Origin of the sequence: Vreelandella olivaria (assembly GCF_023507745.1) — a bacterium.
GTDB classification, from domain to species: Bacteria; Pseudomonadota; Gammaproteobacteria; order Pseudomonadales; family Halomonadaceae; genus Vreelandella; species Vreelandella olivaria_A.
Genome location: NZ_JALPZO010000153.1, coordinates 1 through 3146, shown reverse-complemented (window position 1 = coordinate 3146; position 3146 = coordinate 1). Strand labels below are relative to the sequence as shown.

Genomic DNA, 3146 nt, shown 5'->3' with positions numbered 1-3146 from the left:
CTGTTATTTTGAAGCATGTGTTCAATCAGTTGGCGAGAGTAGGCTGTCACTATACGGATTCCCAAAGGCTGCGCCAATTATCCCACCATGGGAAGTTGGCCCTATCTTGGCAAGTCAATGACTTACCCGTGCTTCACCGAATCGGTCACGCTGGGGTTTCATGCTGATGGAGCAAGGGCATCATGTTGTGCTCGCATTCGGTCGGCACTATCACGATATGAAGCGCCTATGTACATGAACCCAACGACGCCTTGCTGGCGGGATCAACAAAGGCGTGGTGTTAGCCTCTTGGATAGTTTAAATGACGATGCACTTATCTATTCTCTGATGGTTTCAGCCAATCAAACAGTTTTGTTAAAAAACCGCGCTCAGTGGTTTTTTCATCGTTCTTGCCAATAAAAACCTCAAGCAAGCTTTGATTAATCTGTTGAGGGAGGGCTTTGGCATCGGCTATGAGCGCTTCACGTGAAGTATCTTCTTCATAATTGGTAGTATTTCGGACAAAATCAGCTGCTGGCTCATCCGTGGTATGTATGATGTAGTTGTTTGCCTTATACACAAAGGTAGAGAACTTAGGGTCGAGTGGACTCGTGTCGTTGCCATTAGTTGAAAATCTGGAAACCATCTGCTCAAGAAACTCAAAGTCACTGCTGTGAGTAAAGCCGTAGCCTGGATCAAGAATGTAATTCAGAAAGCCTTTATCCAACTTTGTAGAGCTAATATCGCCGCTACTTTTGATGCGTTCTACAGTCGCGGCATCTGCATCGGTAAAGCTGGCGGTTCGTACTCGGCCTTCGAGATCGTAACTACCGCCATTATTAAAGTTTGTTACTGCTGCGCCATCATTACGTTTCCGATACGTTCCAAGGTCCATTGCTAGCCTGTCCACGTGTTTTAGGTCTGCCCCTTGCTCCTGAGCAAACTCATACATCTCTGCCAGTAGATTCCGATCATCCTGAGTCAGGAAGTTATGAGGGAGCATCATCCCGTACTCATTCATACCCTTGGAACCCGGCAGCACAGGTGGTTCACTGGTGATGTCTTCAGTTAGGAAAAGTCGTGATAATAGTAAGGCTTTACCACTAATAGTGACGCTAGTGCTTTCGCTCGGCTGGGGCGTCTTAATATGATTGGAATGCTTACTACTGTTAACGTTACCGCTACCATCCTGGTTGTTGGATACTTGCTTAGCTCCTTGATTGTATGCAAAAATATAATAATTGACTTTCATCGTTTAACTCTCCCTAGTTGCTATGTCTTTCCATGTGATGAAGAGGCTGTCTTGCTAACGCTCTTCCGAGTCTTTTTGCTCAAGGCTACGCAGCGCCATCTTTAGCAGGCTCATGCCTTCTTCTTCGTTTTCAAGCACTGTTCTGATGTCGATGCTGCGCAACACACCCCCGTTCTCATCGCCCTCTACGACGAAAAAACTTTCCAGCGATGCTTTTACTCCATTCGTATAGGCGGGTAATTCAGGAAGGTTCCTATTATCTGCTTGAGCTAGCTTGTTTTCTTCGGGAGCTGCCGATACACCGCGCCAGGCTCTTTCTGCCTCCGTCATGCCAGAGATCAATTTAGCGTCGACCTGCCTAGCCATGCGAGTCAGGCCCCCCCCCGTAGTCACCTTCCGCTGCATATGTTTCGCGGTACAATTCACGCGCCTGGTTTCTGAAGTGAGTATCGTTTTCCGTCATCTGCAGAAATGCTAAATGGCGCTCTGCTGAAGTAAAGTCTCCAGAGTCATCAAAGGCTATTTTGGAAAGGGAGTGCCTATCCAGTTCGGCAAAAGGGTTTTCGGAGGATGCCTGGGGGAACGGCTCGTCGCTATTATAAAATTTCGACATCAGGTGGTTGGCCGCCTGCTCGGCGATAGAAAGCCGATTTTTGTCGAAGCTGTCCGGGCGTTCCAGCAGTATCTCCGCTACCTTACCCGTTTCCTGCCCGACCATTTCCTGAAGCTGTTCATGCATTTTTTCTAGAAAAGTGTCGAACTCGGTGGGAGAGACGGTTGCTGCATTTTCCTTCAAGAGAATTTTTGACATCTCCATAGCCATGGAGGAAAGGTTGACTACGGTGCTTTTCTCGTCACTCCGCGCCAGGGAAAGGCTGCCGTCCATCCCGGATGAACCCTTTAGCAGAGGGGAGTCACCGGCCTGCAATCCAGTATAGCTCCCATTAATTATATAGTGGCCGCTCATGGTGCCACGCCCTAGTATCTTTTCATTATAATGGTTATTAACGTTCAAGAGGCTGCTAGCATGGGTATACGAGTATGTTTTCACTGCTTTTCTCTGTTTATACATTGACGAATAGCACCCTAGGCTTTACCGGGCCGAGGGCAGTCAATGATCAGTAGACCGTAAAGGTTGCGGTGTATTGGTGAGGCTCGGACCACTTCTCGTTACTCAGCCGATCCATGCAACTAGAGCCGCCTCCTACTCTATTGGAGCTGCTTTCGTATGCGGGAACGTAATATGAGCCTGCTTCCACCATATAGAGCCGAGAAGAGAACTCACAGCCCCCCGTTCCGCCCACACGCTCATAAGTCACTTCAAACTTGTCATCAATAACAATAAAGCTATGCCGTAGCTCAATGGGCTCGGCACGCCCTGCTGGAATAGTGCTGGGTGCGTTGGTTAACGACTCGTTTTGACTGATTATGGTATATTCAGCATCTAACTCACTGCTCGTTCCCAGGTGCTTGAAAGTGATGTTAACAGGCGGCCCAGCATAAGCTGCTGCAGATATTGTCAATGATCCTGCTGCAAGTAGAGCTAGCGTAACTATGCGTATTTTCATGATCTATCTTTCCCCAATAAATTAAAGTTTTTTCACTTTAGTAACCTCTTTTTTAAACAAAATACGACATTGCCATACCATTGCCGCTACGATTATTGTTCCATTGGAAAATAATTGCTTTGGTTACGATATCACTCCTTTGTCAAGTAGCCTCCTTAGTGCAAATGGTCAAGACATATCATTGCAGATTGAATTGTCTCGCATTTACTATTGTCTCTTATCAATTAATCGTTGAATTAGCAAAGCGTTTACCTAGGTTGGCAAAGTCTTCACTTGACATTAATATTTCAAAGATATCTTCAGGTGCCCCTTTGCCTTCAGCGCGGTGGGTCATAAAGTTGAAATCC

At 46.8% G+C, this 3146-nt stretch carries 4 protein-coding genes; all 4 read right to left on the bottom strand.

Going from position 1 to position 3146, the window contains the following annotated elements; all coding sequences use genetic code 11:
* Positions 1–313: 313 nt before the first annotated feature.
* Positions 314–1231: a hypothetical protein gene (locus tag HP566_RS18205; protein WP_249978735.1), complete on the bottom strand. Its 918-nt coding sequence runs from the start codon at positions 1229–1231 to the stop codon at positions 314–316.
* Between the two features lie 54 nt (positions 1232–1285).
* Positions 1286–1561 carry a hypothetical protein gene (locus tag HP566_RS18200; protein ID WP_249978734.1) on the bottom strand — a complete coding sequence of 92 codons (276 nt, stop codon included), beginning with the start codon at positions 1559–1561 and terminating at the stop codon, positions 1286–1288.
* A gap of 28 nt (positions 1562–1589) precedes the next feature.
* Positions 1590–2198, bottom strand: a complete 609-nt coding sequence (locus HP566_RS18195) for a hypothetical protein (protein ID WP_249978733.1) — start codon at positions 2196–2198, stop codon at positions 1590–1592.
* A gap of 151 nt (positions 2199–2349) precedes the next feature.
* Positions 2350–2799 carry a hypothetical protein gene (locus HP566_RS18190; protein WP_249978732.1) on the bottom strand — a complete coding sequence of 150 codons (450 nt, stop codon included), beginning with the start codon at positions 2797–2799 and terminating at the stop codon, positions 2350–2352.
* Positions 2800–3146: the final 347 nt, after the last annotated feature.